At 62.8% G+C, this 16,083-nt stretch carries 14 protein-coding genes; 8 read left to right on the top strand and 6 right to left on the bottom strand.

The features are described 5' to 3' along the window. Nucleotides 1–66 precede the first annotated feature (66 nt). Nucleotides 67–1,104, top strand: a complete 1,038-nt coding sequence (locus CKO11_RS00485; protein WP_223631823.1) for an LLM class flavin-dependent oxidoreductase — start codon at nt 67–69, stop codon at nt 1,102–1,104. 29 nt (nt 1,105–1,133) lie between these two features. On the opposite strand, the gene zapE is transcribed toward CKO11_RS00485, so the two are convergent. Further along, nucleotides 1,134–2,216 carry a cell division protein ZapE gene (gene zapE, locus CKO11_RS00480; RefSeq protein ID WP_223631821.1) on the bottom strand — a complete coding sequence of 361 codons (1,083 nt, stop codon included), beginning with the start codon at nt 2,214–2,216 and terminating at the stop codon, nt 1,134–1,136. Between the two features lie 202 nt (nt 2,217–2,418). Here zapE and CKO11_RS00475 point away from each other — a divergent pair, with 202 nt between their 5' ends. The 3 genes from CKO11_RS00475 to lpxK all read left to right on the top strand — a co-directional run bounded on the left by CKO11_RS00475 (nt 2,419) and on the right by lpxK (nt 4,897). Next, a complete protein-coding gene (locus tag CKO11_RS00475) occupies nt 2,419–2,676 on the top strand; it encodes a DUF4170 domain-containing protein (protein ID WP_223631819.1) in 258 nt (85 codons plus the stop codon). Between the two features lie 101 nt (nt 2,677–2,777). Further along, nucleotides 2,778–3,908: a 3-deoxy-D-manno-octulosonic acid transferase gene (locus tag CKO11_RS00470; protein WP_223631817.1), complete on the top strand. Its 1,131-nt coding sequence runs from the start codon at nt 2,778–2,780 to the stop codon at nt 3,906–3,908. Further along, complete coding sequence (gene lpxK, locus CKO11_RS00465) at nt 3,908–4,897, top strand: tetraacyldisaccharide 4'-kinase (RefSeq protein WP_223631815.1); 990 nt, start codon at nt 3,908–3,910, stop codon at nt 4,895–4,897. The genes CKO11_RS00470 and lpxK overlap by 1 nt, the downstream gene beginning before the upstream one ends. A 2-nt stretch (nt 4,898–4,899) precedes the next feature. Here lpxK and CKO11_RS00460 read toward each other — a convergent pair whose 3' ends face one another. Both CKO11_RS00460 and CKO11_RS00455 read right to left on the bottom strand, forming a co-directional pair. Continuing rightward, nucleotides 4,900–5,571, bottom strand: a complete 672-nt coding sequence (locus tag CKO11_RS00460; protein WP_223631813.1) for a DsbA family protein — start codon at nt 5,569–5,571, stop codon at nt 4,900–4,902. Between the two features lie 13 nt (nt 5,572–5,584). Continuing rightward, nucleotides 5,585–6,160, bottom strand: coding sequence for a DUF721 domain-containing protein (locus tag CKO11_RS00455; RefSeq protein WP_223631811.1), 576 nt, complete (start codon nt 6,158–6,160; stop codon nt 5,585–5,587). A 93-nt stretch (nt 6,161–6,253) separates the two neighbouring features. Between CKO11_RS00455 and mutY the strand changes: the two genes are divergently transcribed. Further along, nucleotides 6,254–7,294 (top strand): A/G-specific adenine glycosylase, encoded by a 1,041-nt coding sequence (gene mutY, locus CKO11_RS00450; protein ID WP_223631809.1) that lies wholly within the window; start codon nt 6,254–6,256, stop codon nt 7,292–7,294. A gap of 24 nt (nt 7,295–7,318) precedes the next feature. Here mutY and CKO11_RS00445 read toward each other — a convergent pair whose 3' ends face one another. Further along, nucleotides 7,319–7,951 carry an alpha-ketoglutarate-dependent dioxygenase AlkB family protein gene (locus CKO11_RS00445; protein ID WP_223631807.1) on the bottom strand — a complete coding sequence of 211 codons (633 nt, stop codon included), beginning with the start codon at nt 7,949–7,951 and terminating at the stop codon, nt 7,319–7,321. Nucleotides 7,952–8,120: 169 nt separating this feature from the next. Here CKO11_RS00445 and dnaK point away from each other — a divergent pair, with 169 nt between their 5' ends. The 3 genes from dnaK to radC all read left to right on the top strand — a co-directional run bounded on the left by dnaK (nt 8,121) and on the right by radC (nt 12,122). After that, nucleotides 8,121–10,043, top strand: a complete 1,923-nt coding sequence (gene dnaK / locus CKO11_RS00440; protein WP_223631805.1) for a molecular chaperone DnaK — start codon at nt 8,121–8,123, stop codon at nt 10,041–10,043. 68 nt (nt 10,044–10,111) lie between these two features. Then, a complete protein-coding gene (gene dnaJ / locus CKO11_RS00435) occupies nt 10,112–11,269 on the top strand; it encodes a molecular chaperone DnaJ (protein ID WP_223631802.1) in 1,158 nt (385 codons plus the stop codon). Between the two features lie 85 nt (nt 11,270–11,354). Then, nucleotides 11,355–12,122: a RadC family protein gene (gene radC / locus CKO11_RS00430; RefSeq protein ID WP_223631800.1), complete on the top strand. Its 768-nt coding sequence runs from the start codon at nt 11,355–11,357 to the stop codon at nt 12,120–12,122. Nucleotides 12,123–12,126: 4 nt separating this feature from the next. Here radC and CKO11_RS00425 read toward each other — a convergent pair whose 3' ends face one another. Beyond that, nucleotides 12,127–13,131: a hypothetical protein gene (locus CKO11_RS00425; protein WP_223631798.1), complete on the bottom strand. Its 1,005-nt coding sequence runs from the start codon at nt 13,129–13,131 to the stop codon at nt 12,127–12,129. Nucleotides 13,132–13,326: 195 nt separating this feature from the next. Beyond that, a complete protein-coding gene (secA, locus tag CKO11_RS00420) occupies nt 13,327–16,038 on the bottom strand; it encodes a preprotein translocase subunit SecA (protein WP_223631796.1) in 2,712 nt (903 codons plus the stop codon). Nucleotides 16,039–16,083: the final 45 nt, after the last annotated feature.

Genomic DNA, 16,083 nt, shown 5'->3' with positions numbered 1-16,083 from the left:
GCGACTATCTGCCTAGGCGCACAGGCAGGCGGCCCCTATCTTTGTCCGAAAGGAAAGGAGCCCGCCATGACGCTTGAATTCGGCCTTGATACTTTTGGCGATATCACCGCCAACCAATCCGGCCCGCAAAGCGCGGCGCAGGTCATCCGCGACACACTGGCCGAGGCCGTTCTGGCCGACGAGGTCGGGCTGAATTACTTTGGCCTTGGCGAACATCACCGCCCAGATTACGCGATTTCGTCGATGGAGCCGCTGATCGCCACGATCTTGGCCAAAACGAAATCGATCCACGCAGGGACCTCGGTCACGGTGCTGTCGTCGGATGACCCGATCCGGCTTTACCAGCGTTTTGCCACGCTGGAGGCACTGGCGCCGGGGCGGGCCGAAATCACCATCGGCCGTGGCTCTTTCACCGAGAGCTTCCCGCTCTTTGGCTATGATCTGGAAGATTACGAGACGCTCTTTTCTGAAAAGGCGCAGCTTTTGCATGCGCTTTTGAGCCAAGAGAAGATCACTTTCCGCGGCCATCACCGCACGGCCTTGCAAAATGTCACCGTCTACCCGCGCCCCGAACAGCCGTTGCAGGTTTGGCGTGGCGTGGGCGGCAGCCCGGACTCGGTGCTGGAGGCAGCGGCCATGGATATGCCTTTGGTGATGGCGATCATCGGCGGCAATCCGGCGCGGTTTGCGCCTCTGGCCGATCTCTATCGCAAGGCGCGCGCGCAGGCGGGGGGGCCCGAGTTGCCGCTATCGGTCCATTCGCCGGGCCATATCGCCCCCACCGATGAAGAGGCGAAAGAACGCTTTTTCCCGGCCTATGCCAAGATGCATGATCTGATCGGGCGCACGCGCGGCTGGCCGCCCTTCACCCGCGCCGCCTTCGAACAGGAGATTGCGCAGGGCTCGCTTTACGTGGGCAGCCCGGAAACGGTCGCGCAAAAGATCGCGCGAACGATGGGTGTTTTGGGGCTGCAACGCTTCACGCTGAAATATTCCGCCGGGCCGCAAGACCCCGCGCATTTGCGGGAAACAATCGCGCTTTACGGCACCGAAGTCGCGCCGCGCGTGCGGGCACTGCTGGCCGAGGCCCCGGCCAAAGTCTGACCCAACGGCTGAACGCCGCCGCCGACCGGTCACCCCCGGTCGGTGCCCCAATCGGCCGATTGCATCTCGCGCAGGCGCGAGGCGGTTCGCTCAAACTCGAAGCTGCCCGTGCCCTCGTTGTAAAGCCGCTCGGGCACCTCGGCGGCCGAACAGATCAGCCGCACCTTCGCCTCATAAAGCGTATCGATCAGCGTCACGAACCGCTTCGCCTCGTTGAAATTGGAGGCCGAAAGCTGCGGAATGTCATCGATCATCAAGACCTTCAGCGCATCGGCAATCGCCAGATAATCCGCCGGCCCCAACATCGCGCCGCACAATTCCCAAAACGTGGCGCGCCCAACGCCGTTGTGATAATGCGGCACCACCACTTTGCGCCCCTTGACCTCGATCTCCAGCTTGGTGGTCGCGTCATGGCCGGTCAATTCATTCCAAAGCGCATCCATCGCCGCATGCGCCTCTTTTGAGGCGGGCGAGAAATAGACCTGCGCGCCGGTCAACCGATGCTGGCGATAATCGGTTTCCGAAGCGATTTCGACCACCTCAAGCTGGTCGCGCAAAATATCGATGAAGGGCAGAAACAACTGCCGGTTCAGCCCGTTTTTATAAAGGTCCTCGGGCGGGCGGTTCGAGGTGGTCACCACGGTGACGCCACGCTTGAACAGCTCTTCGAACAGCCGCCCCACGATCATCGCATCGGCAATATCGGTGATCTGCATTTCATCGAAACACAGCAGCCGGACCGAGGCGGCGATTTCCTTGGCCACGGGCAAAAGCGCGTCTTCTTCCTTGGCGCGACGCGCGGCCTCGATTTTGGCCTGAACCTCTTGCATGAAGGCATGGAAATGCACGCGCCGCTTGGGCACCGCGACCGCCTCGTGGAACAGATCCATCAGCATTGATTTGCCACGCCCGACACCGCCCCAAAGGTAAAGCCCCCGGACCGCCTCGGGATGTTTGGCAAACAGGCCAAACAAGCCGGGCTTTTTCACCGGAGCTTCGATTGCGGCGATGATTTCGTCGAAACGGGGCAGAAGCGCGCGTTGGGCCGCATCGGCGCGCAGCATGCCGGTGGCGACGCGGGCATCATAAATCTGAAGTAGGCTCTTGCGCATGGCCGTTCCTTAGACCCTGTCGCGCAGATTGAAAAGCGGGTCCGCAAGGGCGCGGGCTGCAAATCTGGGGCCATGGCGCAAAGAAGGCTGCCACAGCCACAGAGCTTGCGCCGCCTTGATCGTTAGCGCAAGCGCGCGATCGCCGCTTGAGTGGCCAAGGGCCATCGCATAGTCTCGCCCCACCCATTGCACAGGAAAGCCCATGAGCAAGACAAATCCCCAACGCCTGCACCTTGTTTTCGGCGGCGAGCTTGTCTCGCCCGAGCGCACCGAATTCAAAGATGTGTCGAAAATCCATATCGTCGGGATCTACCCCAATTACGCCACCGCCTATTCCGCTTGGAAGGCCGAGGCGCAACGCACCGTGGACGATGCCCATGCGCGCTATTTCATCGCCCACCTGCACCGGCTGCGTGACGAGGAAACCCCCGCCTCGCTGACCGAGGAACTGGGCAGCTAACATCCCAAAGGCCCGCGATGCTGCAATCGGCTTCTAGGTGGTTTCGCCGCGCACCCGCTCCGGGCCCGGCCCCGGCGGAGACCGCGCCCCCCGAACCGCCCTTGATCTGTTTGCGCATCGGCGCAGAGGAGGCAAGCGAACTGGCCCCCGGCGCGGCGCTGGTGCTTGCCCGGCTGGCGCGGCTGCGCCCCGATCTGCGGCTGATCGTGGCTTTGCCCGAATACATCGACATCAGCTTGCCGGAAACGGTGATCCGGCGTGGCCTGCGCGACGAGGGATCGCCGCGCGCCCTGATGCGTCAGCTTGCGCCCGATCTGCTGGTGCTCTTCGGCAATGACCTGCCCGGTGCCCTGATCAAGGCGGCGGGCAAAGCCGATGTGCCGGTGATGATGGCGGATGTGCAGGCGACCCCGCAAAGCGCGGGCCGCCAGCCGCTGCGGGGCTTTGGCAAGCCCGCCCTGTTACGGCGCATGGCGCGGGTATTGGTGCGCGATCAAGGTTCGATCACGCCGCTTTTGCAGTTGGGAGTGGAACCGGCCAAGCTTGAGGTGAGTGGCGTTCTGGGCCAGCCCGCCGAGCCGCTGCGCTGTTCCGAGGCCGAGCGTGTCTCGCTGGCCGCGCTGACCCGGACCCGACCGGTCTGGCTGGCCGCCGCCGTGCCCCCCGAAGAGATCGACGCGATGATCGCCGCACAAGAACGGGCCACACGCCACGCGCACCGAATGCTGCTGATCCTCGCCCCCGACCCGCCTGAAAGCGCCGAGCATCTGGCCGCGCGGCTCAGCGCGCAGGGGCTGGCCGTTGCCAGCCGTGCGCTTGAGGGGGAACCCGAGGACGAGACAGAGATTTTTCTGGCCGATGATCCGGCGGAATATGGGCTGTGGTATCGGATCGCCCCGGTGAGCTATATGGGCGGCACGCTAAGCGGCGCGCAGGGGGCCGCGCGCTGCCCGTTCGAGGCTGCCGCTTTGGGCTCTGCCGTGGTACATGGGCCCAAAACCACGCCTTACACGTCAGAATATACCCGGCTTGGAGAGGCGCGCGCGGCCCGCGCGATTCACGATGCCAGCTCTTTGGGGGCAGCCGTGGCCGATCTGATGTCGCCCGACCGGGCGGCGGCGCTGGCGCATAATGCGTGGGCCGTCACCTCGGGCGGGGCGGCGGCGGCCGAGGCGGTGGTCTGCGCGATCTTGCGTGAATGCGATGCCGCAACCGATGGAAAGGACGATTGATGCAGGCCCCCGCACATTGGTTCACCGACCCCGCGACCCCGGCGCCGATGGCGCGGCTGCTGGCCCCGCTGGGGCGCGCCTATGGGGCCGCCACCGCGCGCCGCGTGGCCCAGCCGGGGCTGCGCGTGGCGGTGCCGGTGGTCTCGGTGGGCAATATCAATGCAGGCGGCACCGGCAAAACCCCCACCGTGATCGCGCTGGCACAACTGCTGGCCGGGCGCGATATCACCGCGCATGTGGTCAGCCGCGGCCATGGCGGCAGCCTCAAGGGCCCGGTTCGCGTCGATGAAATGCGCCACAAAGCCGAAGAGGTGGGCGACGAACCGCTCTTGCTGGCCGCGTTCACCCCCACATGGGTCGCCAAGGATCGTGCCGCCGGCGCGCAGGCGGCGGTGGCGGCAGGCGCGCAAGTGATCTTGCTGGATGACGGGCATCAAAACCCGGCGCTGGACAAAGATCTGTCGATCGTTGTCGTCGATGCGGTGAAGGGCTTTGGCAACGGGCGCTGCCTGCCCGCGGGACCGCTGCGCGAACCGGTTGCGGCCGGTCTTGCCCGGGCCGATCTTCTGATCTCGATTGGTCCGGACCCGGCGCAAGCGGATTTTGTCACGCGTTGGGGGCCACACATTGCCGTGCCACATCTGCAAGGCGCGCTGATGCCCTTGCAAACCGGCATGGACTGGGAGGGGCTGCGGGTGCTGGCCTTTGCGGGCATCGGCCATCCCGAGAAATTCTTTGCCACGTTGCGCGGACTTGGGGCCGATCTGGTCCGGGCCGAGGCGCTGGACGATCATCAGCCCTTCAATGCGCGGCTGTTGACCCGGCTGGATACCGAGGCGCGGCTTGCGGGGGCGCAACTTGTCACCACGGAAAAGGATGCCGCGCGTCTGCCGATAGCGTTTCGCCCCAATGTGCTGGCGCTGCCGGTGCGGCTGAGGCTGAGCAATGCCGCACCTCTGGAACAGGCGCTGGACCGGCTGGGCCTTTGAGCTCAGCCCGCCAATTCGGCGTCGAGGATCTTTTTCAGCGACTCATAGCTCATGTTGCTGTGCTTTTTGCCGTTGATCATCAGGGTCGGCGTGCCCTCGATCCCGTCGGCGGTGAAATGCGCCTGATAGGTGGCCACCATCCGCTCGGCCCGGGCGGTGTCATTCAGACAGGCCTCGATCTGCTCTTTCGTCAGACCGGCACGCAGCCCGATCTTGCGCAGGTTGTCACCAATCGTCTGCGGCTGGCCATCCCCGATCCACGCGCTTTGCTCGTCGAACAACATATCGACGATGCCGTAATATTTCAGATCACCGCCGCATTGCGCGACCTGCCCGGCCCAAAGCCCGACCCCGTCGAAATAGGCTTCGCGCAGAATGAACCGGACCTTGCCAGTATCGATATACTCGCGCTTGAGCGGCTTGAAGACGGTTTCATGGAAGTTCGCGCAATGCCCGCAGGTGAACGACGCATATTCGATCAGCGTCACCGGAGCATCGGCGGCCCCCATCGCGACATCGGGCAAAAGATCATTGGCCGCCCCGCCGGTCGTTTCCTGCGCCAGCGCGGGGCTGGCCCAGAGGCCTTCGGCATTGGGCCGCAACAGCGACCAGCCCCCGGCAGCGGCAAGCAGCGCAGTGCCAGAGAGGCCCAGAAGAAGAGAGCGACGGTTCATGGATCAGCCTTTCTTAGCGTGTCCCGCCATCGGCTTTGGCGATGGTGGGTTTCATGTAGATATTGCGCCCCAACTCTTCGAGCGCGGCCCGCAGCCCGCTGTCTTGAAGCCCCTCGGTTGCGTCATGCGCGCGCGCATTGACCTCGGGCGAGGGCTGGGGCCGGGGCGCCTTGGGCGGCGGGGTAAAGACCGCCTGCCCCTCGGCAAAGCCGGTGGCGGCAGTCTGGGTGATATGCACCCGCGCAATGGCATTATAGCCATAGCAGGCGTTAACCTTGGCGCGGATTTGATCGCGCTTCATATCGATCAGGGGTGCCATCGGCCCTTCGACCAGAAGCGTCAGCGTCGCACCGAACCCTTCGCGACCATAGCCGATTTTTACCGGGCGCGCAGCGGCGGCGATTTCCGGCCCGACGACCTCGGCCCAATGGGTGATCAGCCGCGCCACGGCAAAACCGCGCGATTCGCCTGCGGTGCGGATCCGCTCTTTCACCAGACCGGAAGCCGCCTCGAACCCCCGCAGGCGGCGGCCTTTGCGGGGCGCCTCGGGGCGCTCTTCCGGGCGCGCGTCGGTGGGGGCGTTGGTCATCTTTCGCGTGCTCTCGCCTTTGCGGGGTCTGGTGCTATTTTAGGTGGCTTGTGGGGGTTTGCCATAACAACTCTGATCGGGGGAGCATAAAGATTGCGTGACGGGGATGAAACATTGGCTGGCGCCGCGCTTTTGGCTTGGTACGACCGATCCGCACGGGTGATGCCATGGCGGGTGGGGCCACAAGCGCGCGCGACCCAGCGGCCCGACCCGTATCACGTTTGGCTTTCTGAGGTGATGTTGCAGCAAACCACTGTGGCCGCCGTGCGCGACTATTTCCGCCGTTTCACCGAACGCTGGCCCACAGTCGCCGATTTGGCCGCGGCAGAAGATGGTGATGTGATGGCCGAATGGGCGGGGCTGGGCTATTATGCCCGTGCCCGCAACCTGCTCAAATGTGCGCGTGTCGTGGCGCAAGAGCGCGATGGGAAGTTCCCTGAAACCGCAACCGAGCTACAAAAGCTTCCCGGCATCGGCCCCTATACGGCGGCGGCGGTGGCGGCGATTGCCTTTGATGAGCCCGCCGTGGTCGTGGATGGCAATGTGGAGCGCGTGGTGGCGCGGCTTTGGTCGGTGCAAACCCCGATGCCGGTTGCGAAGCCAGAACTGGTGGAAAAAGCGGGGCGGATTACCCCGCAAACCCGACCGGGCGATCATGCGCAAGCGATGATGGATTTGGGGGCAACCATCTGCACCCCGCGCACCCCCGTTTGTGCGCTCTGCCCGATCAACGCTTTCTGTGCCGCCAAAGCGCAGGGCATTGCGGCCGATCTGCCCCGCAAAGCCCCCAAGGCTGAAAAGCCGACCCGGTTTGGGCTGGCCTATGTGGCGGTCAATGCAGCGGGGGACGTGCTGTTGGAGCGCCGCCCGGAAAAGGGGCTTTTGGGTGGAATGCTTGGTTTTCCGGGCACTGATTGGGGGACGGATACGCCCGAGCCGCGTCCGCCCCTCGCGGCAGATTGGGGGGAACTGCCGCATGAAGTGCGCCACACTTTCACCCATTTTCATTTGCGGCTGAAGGTGATGCTGGCACGGGCTGAGGGCGAAGGTTTTACCCCCCGCGTGGCGTTTACGCCCGCCGATCTGCCCACCGTGATGCGCAAAGTCTGGGACGCCGCGCAGGCGGGGCTTTAGGGCGAATTGAAAAGGCGCAGGACTTCAGGTGACAACCCGCAAGGTCAGGTTGATCCGCCCGCCTTGCGGCAACAGGGTCGAGGTGCCGGGTGCGATCCGGTCCACACCGTGATAGAGAAGCCGCGCGGCCCCACCCATCACCATCACATCGCCGGAACGCAGCCAAAGGCTTTGCGTCTTGCCGCCGCGCGTTTCGTTGCCGATGCGGAAAAGCCCGTCATCCCCCAAAGAGATCGACACGACCGGCTCGGCGAAATCCGCCTCGTCCCGATCTTGATGCATGCCCATCTTGGCGCCTTCGCCATAGAAATTGATCAAGCAGCATTCAGGCACGCGGGCAGAGCCGGACACGGCCTGCCACACATCCAGAATGCTTTGCGGGATTGCGGGCCATGCCATGCCCTCAGGATGAGTTTGGCTATACCGATAGCCACGCCGGTCCGACACCCAGCCAAACCGCCCCGCCGAGGTCATGCGCACCGACATTGGCCGCCCATAAGGCGTCATCGGCGAAAAAAGCGGGGCCTGTGCCGCCAATGCGCGCAGGTCTTTCACCAGCGCGGCCTGTTCTGGGGGCGTCAACCAGCCCGGATAATGCTGAAAGCCACGCACATCCTGCGCGCTGGGGCGGGTCTGTGAACCGCTGATTTGCGTCATTTGTCGCAAACTCCCGATGCGAGGGTTCTTGCAGGGCAAATTTCCCCTCCCTATATAGCCCCCAAGCCGGACCGGACCAGCCGGGCCAGGCCAAAGTGAAACCTTGGGATTGGGGCCGGGGGCCTGATGGGACCCGTCCTCACCTGTCGCCGAAAGAAGAGGTATTGAAATGGCCAAAGTCATCGGGATCGACCTCGGGACCACGAACTCCTGCGTTGCCATCATGGATGGGTCGCAGCCCCGCGTGATCGAAAACGCCGAAGGGGCGCGCACGACGCCCTCGATCGTTGCTTACACCGACAGCGAGCGCCTTGTGGGCCAACCCGCAAAGCGCCAAGCCGTCACCAACCCGTCGAACACCGTGTTCGCGGTGAAACGCCTGATCGGGCGCCGTACCACCGATGCGGAAGTCGAAAAAGACAAAAAGCTTGTGCCCTATTCCATCGTGGATGGCGGCAATGGCGACGCATGGGTTGAAGTGCAAGGCGAGAAATATTCGCCCTCGCAAATCTCGGCCGTGATTCTGCAAAAGATGAAAGAAACCGCCGAGAGCTATCTGGGCGAAAGCGTCACGCAAGCCGTGATCACCGTGCCTGCCTACTTCAACGACGCGCAACGCCAAGCGACCAAAGACGCGGGCAAGATTGCCGGCCTTGAAGTGCTGCGCATCATCAACGAGCCGACCGCCGCCGCGCTGGCCTATGGCCTTGATAAAAAAGACACCAAAACCATCGCCGTCTATGACCTTGGCGGCGGCACCTTCGACATCACCATCCTTGAAATCGACGATGGCCTGTTCGAAGTGAAATCCACCAACGGGGACACGTTCCTTGGCGGTGAAGACTTCGACATGCGGATCGTCAACTACCTCGCCGAGGAGTTCAAGAAAGAGCATGGCGTCGATCTGACCAAAGACAAGATGGCCCTTCAGCGCCTGAAAGAAGCCGCTGAGAAAGCCAAGATCGAACTGTCCTCTTCGAGCCAGACCGAGATCAACCAGCCGTTCATCTCGATGGATTCGAAAACCGGCACGCCGCTGCACATGGTGATGAAACTCACCCGTGCGAAGCTGGAAAGCTTGGTGGATGATCTGATCAAAGCCTCGCTCAAGCCCTGCGCCGCCGCACTGAAAGACGCCGGTGTGTCGAAGGACGAGATCGACGAGGTGGTTCTGGTCGGTGGTATGACCCGGATGCCGAAAGTGGTTGCGGAAGTGACCAAATTCTTCGGCAAAGAGCCGCATAAAGGCGTGAACCCGGATGAGGTTGTGGCGCTTGGTGCGGCCATTCAAGCGGGCGTGCTGCAAGGCGACGTGAAAGACGTGGTTCTGCTGGACGTGACCCCGCTGTCGCTGGGCATCGAAACGCTGGGTGGGGTGTTCACCCGCCTGATCGACCGCAACACCACGATCCCGACCAAGAAAAGCCAAGTCTTCTCGACCGCCGAAGACAACCAGAACGCCGTGACGATCCGGGTGTTCCAAGGCGAGCGCGAAATGGCCGCCGACAACAAGATGCTGGGCATGTTCAACCTTGAGAACATCCCGCCCGCGCCGCGCGGCGTGCCGCAAATCGAAGTCACCTTCGATATCGACGCGAACGGCATCGTCAGCGTGTCGGCCAAAGACAAAGGCACCGGCAAATCGCAACAGATCACCATTCAAGCCTCGGGTGGTCTGTCCGATGATGACATCGACAAGATGATCAAAGACGCCGAAGCCAATGCCGAGGCCGACAAGAACCGCAAAGAACTGGTCGAAACCCGCAACCAAGGCGAAAGCCTGCTGCATTCGACCCGCAAATCGCTCGAAGAGCATGGCGACAAGGTCGACAGCTCGACCGTGGAAGCGATCGAACTGGCCTGCAACGCGCTGGAAGAAGCGCTCAAGACCGATGAACCCGGCAAGATCAAAGGCGCGGTGCAAAACCTGACCGATGCCGCGATGAAACTGGGCGAAGCGATCTACAAAGCGCAAGCCGAAGCCGAGGGCGGCAACACCGCCGCGGCCGAGGAAGAAGACGGCCCGCGTTCGGTGGATGACGATATCGTCGACGCCGATTTCGAGGACATGGGTGAAGACAAGCGCAAATAAGCGCCGGAACCTGTTTGGCGGGCCCCCCGGCGGGGCCCGCTGCCATGTTCTCATAGCGGGGTTCTGCAATGGCAAAACGTGATTTCTACGAGGTTCTTGGGGTGTCGAAGGGCGCCTCGGCCGAGGAGATCAAGAAGGCCTATCGCAAGAAGGCGAAAGAACTCCACCCCGACCGCAACAAGGACAATCCCAACGCCGAGGCGCAGTTCAAAGAAGCGAACGAAGCCTATGACGTGCTGAAGGATGCCGAAAAGAAAGCGGCCTATGACCGCTTTGGCCATGCGGCCTTCGAGGGTGGCATGGGCGGCGGCGGTCCGCGCGGGCCTTATGGTGCGGGTGGGCAGGGCGATTTTGCCTCGGCCTTCTCGGATGTGTTCGAAGATCTGTTCGGCGATTTCATGGGCGGGCGTGCGGGTCCGGGTGGCGGGCGGTCGCGCGCCACGCGTGGCTCTGATCTGCGCTACAATATGCGCGTCACGCTGGAAGAGGCGTTCAAGGGCGCACAGAAAACCATCACCGTGCCGGGGTCTGCGCCGTGTAATTCGTGCAACGGCACTGGGGCCGAAGGTGGGGCCGAGCCGCAAACCTGCCCGACCTGTTCAGGCTTGGGTAAGGTGCGCGCGCAAAACGGCTTCTTCACGGTGGAGCGCACCTGCCCCACCTGTGGCGGGCAAGGCCAAGTGGTGAAAAACCCCTGCCGCTCCTGCCATGGCGCGGGCCGGGTCGAGAAAGAACGCACGCTCTCGGTCAATATCCCTGCGGGGGTGGAAACCGGCACACGCATCCGCTTGGCCGGCGAAGGCGAGGCGGGGCTGCGCGGTGGCCCGGCGGGCGATCTTTACATCTTCATCGAGGTGCGCGAGCACACGCTGTTCCAGCGCGAGGGGGTGAACCTGTTCTGCCGCGTGCCGGTCAGCATGGTTTCCGCCGCGCTGGGCGGAGAGGTCGAAGTGCCCACGATCGACGGGGGCCGCTCCAAGGTCAAAATCCCGGTGGGCAGCCAGTCGGGGCGGCAAATGCGCCTGCGTGGCAAGGGGATGCCCGCGCTGCGCGGCGGCACCTTGGGCGATATGGTGATCGAACTGGCCGTGGAAACGCCGGTCAATCTGACCGGGCGGCAAAAGGAACTGCTGGAGGAATTCGAGCGGATCCAGGCCGAGAATAATCCCGAAGGGGCTTCTTTCTTCAAGAAGGTCAAAAGCTTCTGGGATACGATGAAAGGATAAGATCGGGCGCCTTCGGGCGCCCTTTCATTAATGCCGCCTGCGCGCATTAACCTTTCATTTACCCTGCGGGCGCAAGCTTTCGCTTATGACATCCCGCGATCCCAAACTTGGTGAGCGGCCCTTGCCGCTTTTCGGTGACCTTGACGAGGCCAAGCCGGTCGCGCTTGGCGCGGATCGCCTGCCCTCTTATATCGCCGATCATCGCAAACGCCTCCGTGCACGGTTTATGGGGGGCGGCGCTGCTGCGATGCCCGATTACGAGCTTTTGGAACTGATCCTGTTTCGCGCGCTTCCCCGAATGGATGTGAAGCCACTCGCGCGGCACTTGCTCGACACCTTTGGCGGTTTTGGCCAAGTGCTTTCGGCACCCGTCGCGCGGCTGACCGACGTGCAGGGCGTTGGCCCCGCCGTGGTGCAAGAGTTGAAAATCGTCGAGGCGGCAGCACACCGGCTGGCGCAATCGCGCGTGCTGCAACGGCAGGTTTTGTCCTCGTGGCAAGCCTTGGTCGAATATTGCCACACCGCGATGGCGCATCGCACCACCGAACAATTTCGCGTGCTCTATCTGGACCGCAAGAATGTGCTGATTGCCGATGAGGAACAGGCGCGCGGCACGGTCGATCATGTGCCGGTCTACCCGCGCGAGGTGGTCAAACGCGCGCTGGAACTGGATGCCTCGGCGCTGATCTTGGTGCACAATCACCCTTCGGGCGACCCCACACCCTCGCAGGCCGATATCACCATGACACTGCAAATCCACCGCGCCGCCGAGGCGCTGGGGCTTGTGCTGCATGACCACCTTGTGATCGGCAAGGGGCGCGAGCTGAGCTTTCGCGCAGAAGGGCTACTTTAAGCCCCTAACCGGCCGTGGCGAGCGAAACCGGGAAATCGGGCAGGGGCATCAGCACATAGCCCCCGCCGTCATCGCATGCGGGCATCTCAAGGCGTAGCACCGTGTCATCTTCGATCCGGCCCGCCATCTGGCGCAGCACAGCCCCGACCTTTGTCCCACCACATGTTTGGGCGGTGACCGGCAGCTCAAGCGCAAGCCGCACATCGCTCATTGACGCCGGGACGGTGTAGATTTGCACCGGCATCCGGGCCCCGGGCGCATCAAACGCCATCATCCAGCCGCCCAGAGCGGTCATCGCGTCGCGCGGATTGGCCAGCGAAACATCGCCCGCCCCATCGGGCATGGAGCCGTATTCATAGCCATGCAGGGCGAACCCGGGGGCATTGCCGATCGTGATCGCGATCCGGTTCACCTCGGCCACATCGGGCACGGCCACCTGCGCCATCGCGGGCATCGTGCCCTTTGGCAGCATCACCGCATAAACCGCTTCTGTGGACAGGGCTGGAACGATACCGCTCCAGCGGCCCTCGTCGGACAGAACGATCGGCAACCGTAGCCCCTCGGTGCGGATATCGGTCGCCAAGGAAGGCTGGCAGGGCGCAACGACGGTCAGGCGCACAGAAGCCATGGGCGCGGCTTCTGCGGTAAGCTGTGGCGCGGCGCAGGCAGGTTCGGCGGCTTCAGCCGTATCGGTGCCACTCGGATCCGTGGTATTAGCCGCTGGCGCTATTGCGGCAAAGCCGCCGGTCTGGGCCCCGTCCTGCGGCAACGCCCCAAGGTCGGGCAACCTGCCCGGCGCCCGCATCGCGGGCGGCATCGGCAAATCGGGCGCGGCCCGCACCTGACGCGCCAATTGCACAGGTGCCGCTTGGGCGGACTGCGCCGCCTGTTGCGGTGCGGCGGTGCCCGGCTCCAGCCCGTATTGCGCAGAATTCTGCATCACATGACCCGTGGCAGCCGCCAGAACAAAGGTGGTGCCGACAAGGATGATTTTGTGAAGTGGTTTCATACCCGGCCCCTCTCATCTGATTGGCATCAGGCTAAAGGCGGATCGGGGCAAGGTTTGGGCCGAACCGAGGCATTGTTTCCGAACTGGCACCGCACCACATGGTCAACATCTGGTTAACAGCCGCGCAAATCCTTCGAGATATGCAAAGGGCGGCGCAGGCCTTGCCCGCGCCGCCCTGTTTGTGCCGCATTTGCCTTAGCCCAGACGACCGTGGCAATGCTTGAACTTCTCACCCGAGCCGCAAGGGCACGGATCATTGCGGGCCGGGTCCCCCCAGGTCGAAGGGTCCGATTCGTCAAAGCCCGGACGCGCGGCGGGGTTGGCCGGGGCCGCGGTGACGTCATCGGCCTTGGGCGCATCGGCAGTGGTGGCAGAGCCCCCCGCTGCGGCCCCCTGTTCGGCCATCACAGCCACCCGTTCTTCTTCGGTCATCGGGCGGATCTGGCCCAGCCGCTTAGTCACCTCGACGCGCAGACCGTCAAGCATGGTTTCAAACAGTTGGAACGCCTCGGTCTTGTATTCCGACAGCGGATCGCGCTGCGCATAGCCGCGGAACCCAACGACCGAGCGCAGATGCTCCAGCGTCACCAGATGCTCGCGCCATTTCGCATCGATCGTCTGCAGCAAAACCTGCTTTTCAATCTGCCGCATGGTGTCGGCACCGAAAGCCTCGGTTTTTTGATCCATATAAGCATCGACCGCCTCGACCACGCGCTCGTTCAGCACTTCTTGGTCCACGCCCTCTTCGGAAGCCCATTGCGCGACCGGAAGCTCGATATTGAGCCCTTCAAGGAACGCGGCCTGAAGCCCTTCGACATCCCATTGATCGGCATAGGATTTCGGCGGGGCAAAATCGTCGATGAGGTCTTCGATCACCTGAAGGCGCATATCGCGCGCGATTTCACCGATTTCCGGGGTTTCCATGATCTCGCGGCGCTGGCTGAAAATCGCCTTGCGCTGGTCGTTCATCACATCGTCGAATTTCAGCAATTGCTTGCGCATGTCGAAGTTGCGGCCTTCGACCTTGGCCTGCGCGCGTTCCAGCGATTTGTTCACCCACGGGTGAATGATCGCCTCGCCTTCTTTCATGCCCAGTTTCGACAGCACACCTTCCAGCTTGTCCGATCCGAAGATACGCATCAGATCGTCTTCAAGGCTTAGGAAGAACAAGGAACGGCCCGGGTCGCCTTGGCGCCCAGACCGGCCCCGCAACTGGTTATCGATGCGGCGGCTTTCATGGCGTTCGGTGGCCAGAACAAACAGCCCCCCGGCCTCGATCACCTTTTGCTTTTCGGTCGCATGCTCTGCCCCGATCCGGGCGCGCACTTCGTCGGGGTTTGCCTCGGGGTTGGCCGCCAGTTCGGCCAGAACCTGCATTTCCACATTGCCGCCAAGCTGAATATCGGTGCCGCGCCCGGCCATGTTGGTGGCAATGGTCACCGCGCCCAGACGCCCGGCTTCGGCAACGATCATCGCCTCTTTCTCGTGCTGGCGCGCGTTGAGCACGTTGTGCGTGATCCCTTCGGCGGTCAGCATTTCCGACAGCATCTCGGATTTTTCAATCGAGGTCGTGCCCACCAGCGTCGGCTGGCCATTGGCCTGCGCGCCCTTGATCGCCTCGATCACGGCAGCGTATTTTTCCTTGGCGGTGCGGTAGACGCGGTCATGTTCGTCTTTACGCGCCACCGGGCGGTTGGTCGGCACTTCAACCACACCGAGCCCGTAAATATCGCCAAATTCCTCGGCTTCGGTCACCGCGGTGCCGGTCATGCCACCCAGCTTGTTGTAAAGCCGGAAGTAGTTTTGGAACGTGACAGAGGCCAGGGTGACGTTTTCGGGCTGGATCGTGACCCGTTCCTTTGCCTCGATCGCCTGATGCAGGCCTTCGGATAGGCGACGGCCCTTCATCATCCGGCCGGTGAATTCGTCGATCAACACCACCTCGTCATTGGTGACGACATAGTTTTGATCTTTGTGGAACAGCTTATGGGCGGCCAGCGCTTGCGTGACATGGTGCACGATGGTCGTGCTTTCGGGGTCGTAAAGCGATTGGCCTTCGGGCAACAGCCCGCTTTCAAGCAGCTTTTGTTCGAGGAATTCATTGCCTTCCTCGGTAAAGGTCACGCGGCGGAATTTTTCATCCAGCGTGTAATGCTCTTCTTCCAGCAGCGGGATATAGGCATCCAACGTCATGTAAAGCTCGGAGCGGTCTTGCGACGGACCCGAGATGATCAGCGGCGTGCGCGCCTCGTCGATCAGGATGCTGTCCACCTCGTCGACGATGGCGTAAAAGTGATCGCGCTGATACATCTCTGCGACCGAGGCTTTCATATTGTCGCGCAGATAATCGAAGCCCAGCTCGTTGTTGGTGGCATAGGTGATATCGGCGGCATAGGCGGCGCGTTTTTCCTCGTCCCCTTGGAACGGATAGACGACACCGGTGGTCAGCCCAAGCTGGGAATAGACCTTGCCCATCCATTCCGCATCGCGCTTGGCCAGATAATCGTTCACCGTGACGACATGCACGCCCTTGCCCGCAAGCGCGTTCAGATAAGCCGGGAAGGTGGCGACAAGGGTTTTCCCCTCGCCGGTTTTCATCTCGGAAATATTGCCTTGGTGCAGGAAGATGCCGCCGACAAGCTGCACGTCAAAGGCCCGCAGGCCAAGCGCGCGGCGCGCTGCCTCGCGGCAGTTGGCAAAGGCTTCGGGCAACAGCGCATCAAGATCCTCGCTCGATTGCGCGCGCTTTTGCAATTCGCGCGTCTTGGCGATGATGCCTTCGTCGCTAAGCTTTTCAAATTCGGGTTCCAACGCATTGATCTGCGCCACGAGGGGGCGGGTCCGCTTCACTTTGCGGTCATTCGGCGTGCCGAAAAGCTTTCTTCCAATATATCCGAGGCCCAGCATTTTCTCTCCGCGGGTTCGACTGACCAAATCGTGTGAAATGCGGCC

It is taken from the genome of Rhodobacter sp. TJ_12 (genome assembly GCF_020023995.1).
Taxonomy (GTDB): Bacteria; Pseudomonadota; Alphaproteobacteria; order Rhodobacterales; family Rhodobacteraceae; genus Rhodobacter.
The sequence above is the reverse complement of the archived record's forward strand: the minus strand, read 5'-3'. Positions and strand labels throughout refer to the sequence as shown.

Excerpts from the sequence above, each read along its gene's own strand:
- CKO11_RS00460 (WP_223631813.1), bottom strand. The coding sequence starts at position 5,571 with ATGAACCGTCGCTCTCTTCTTCTGGGCCTCTCTGGCACTGCGCTGCTT.
- CKO11_RS00475 (WP_223631819.1), top strand. The coding sequence starts at position 2,419 with ATGAGCAAGACAAATCCCCAACGCCTGCACCTTGTTTTCGGCGGCGAG.
- CKO11_RS00445 (WP_223631807.1), bottom strand. The coding sequence starts at position 7,951 with ATGACGCAAATCAGCGGTTCACAGACCCGCCCCAGCGCGCAGGATGTG.
- lpxK (WP_223631815.1), top strand. The coding sequence starts at position 3,908 with ATGCAGGCCCCCGCACATTGGTTCACCGACCCCGCGACCCCGGCGCCG.
- CKO11_RS00485 (WP_223631823.1), top strand. The coding sequence starts at position 67 with ATGACGCTTGAATTCGGCCTTGATACTTTTGGCGATATCACCGCCAAC.
- secA (WP_223631796.1), bottom strand. The coding sequence starts at position 16,038 with ATGCTGGGCCTCGGATATATTGGAAGAAAGCTTTTCGGCACGCCGAAT.
- dnaJ (WP_223631802.1), top strand. The coding sequence starts at position 10,112 with ATGGCAAAACGTGATTTCTACGAGGTTCTTGGGGTGTCGAAGGGCGCC.
- zapE (WP_223631821.1), bottom strand. The coding sequence starts at position 2,216 with ATGCGCAAGAGCCTACTTCAGATTTATGATGCCCGCGTCGCCACCGGC.
- CKO11_RS00425 (WP_223631798.1), bottom strand. The coding sequence starts at position 13,131 with ATGAAACCACTTCACAAAATCATCCTTGTCGGCACCACCTTTGTTCTG.
- CKO11_RS00455 (WP_223631811.1), bottom strand. The coding sequence starts at position 6,160 with ATGACCAACGCCCCCACCGACGCGCGCCCGGAAGAGCGCCCCGAGGCG.
- dnaK (WP_223631805.1), top strand. The coding sequence starts at position 8,121 with ATGGCCAAAGTCATCGGGATCGACCTCGGGACCACGAACTCCTGCGTT.
- radC (WP_223631800.1), top strand. The coding sequence starts at position 11,355 with ATGACATCCCGCGATCCCAAACTTGGTGAGCGGCCCTTGCCGCTTTTC.